The sequence below is a fragment of the Pedobacter sp. 10L46_2 genome (assembly GCF_056395165.1).
Genome location: NZ_JBFTIZ010000515.1, coordinates 1 through 1447, shown reverse-complemented (window position 1 = coordinate 1447; position 1447 = coordinate 1). Strand labels below are relative to the sequence as shown.

Sequence of the window (1447 nt, the reverse complement as noted above, 5' to 3'; positions counted from 1 at the left end):
TAAGAGATCCGCTCTCTAACCAATTCAGAAAGCAACCGCTCCGGAGACAGGTAAAGAAATTTAATATTGCCATAAATGCAATTATCTAAAAGGATATCGATCTCTCTTTTACCCATGCCTGCATAAATGGCCACTGCATTGATCCCATTATCTTTTAACCCCTCAACCTGATCTTTCATTAAGGCTACCAGGGGCGAAATAACAATACATATTCCCTCCATAACCATTGCAGGTACCTGAAAGCAAAGCGATTTACCTCCTCCTGTTGGCAATAATGCTAAGGTGTCATTTCCGTTTAAAACCGATGCAATAATTTCATCCTGTGATGGCCTGAAACTATCAAATCCCCAGTATCGTTTTAATATCTCTACTTCACTCATAAAAAGGTTAAGCCCAAAACTATAAAAATGAACTGATATTACTAAATTGCGGGCTAATTAACACCCGTCGCTTATGAAAACATCATTACTACTATTATGTTTCCTACCTATACTTCATTTCAGCTATGCCCAGGAAAAAAAATGGGATGTCGAAAAATTTCATGGACCCACTAAAACGTTTAATATCAGCACAGACGAGGGTACATGGATGAATTTGGATGTAAGCGCCGATGGTAAAGATATCGTTTTTGATCTTTTAGGGGATATTTACACTATGCCCGTTACAGGTGGCACAGCTGCGTTGTTAAGCGGGGGCGTTGCCTGGGATGTTCAGCCGCGCTTTAGCCCCAATGGGAAGTATATATCCTATACCAGCGATAAAACCGGAGCCGACAACATCTGGATCATGAACCGCGACGGGTCTAATAAAAGGCAAGTTACCAAAGAAACATTCAGACTGTTAAACAATGCCACATGGATGCCAAACAGCGATTATCTGATTGCCCGGAAGCATTTTACTGGCAGCCGTTCTTTAGGCGCCGGAGAAATGTGGATGTACAGTATATATGGTGGCGAAGGTGTACAATTAACCAAAAGAAAAAACGATCAGCAAGATGCGGGTGAGCCTAACGTATCGCCTGATGGCAGATACCTATACTTTAGCGAAGATGTATCGCCAGGTCCTAACTTTGAATATAGCAAAGACCCTAATGGTGTAATATATGCGATCCGTCAGCTAGACATGATTACCGGCAAATTAACAGATCTGATAGAGCAACCAGGGGGTTCAGCTCGTCCTCAGATCTCGCCCGATGGCAAAATGATGGCTTATGTTAAACGGATCAGATTAAAATCTGTACTTGTTGTACAGAACATCAATTCCGGCGAAGAATGGACACTAACAGAAGACCTTACCCATGACCAACAGGAAACGTGGGCCATATTTGGTGTTTACCCCAATTTTGCGTGGACTCCTGATTCTAAAAACATCATTTTTTATGCTAAAGGAAAAATCAAAAAGATAGAGCTCAGTTCATTGGTTATTTCCGATATCCCTTTTAAAGTAA

At 41.3% G+C, this 1447-nt stretch carries 2 protein-coding genes; one reads left to right on the top strand and one right to left on the bottom strand.

Annotated features, from left to right (window positions below):
• Positions 1 to 380 (bottom strand): DEAD/DEAH box helicase (locus AC1DDX_RS27395; RefSeq protein ID WP_477623031.1); only part of this gene is annotated, 380 nt, incomplete at its 3' end.
• 73 nt (positions 381 to 453) lie between these two features.
• Between AC1DDX_RS27395 and AC1DDX_RS27390 the strand changes: the two genes are divergently transcribed.
• A partial coding sequence (locus AC1DDX_RS27390) for a TolB family protein (RefSeq protein ID WP_477623030.1) occupies positions 454 to 1447 on the top strand: 994 nt, incomplete at its 3' end.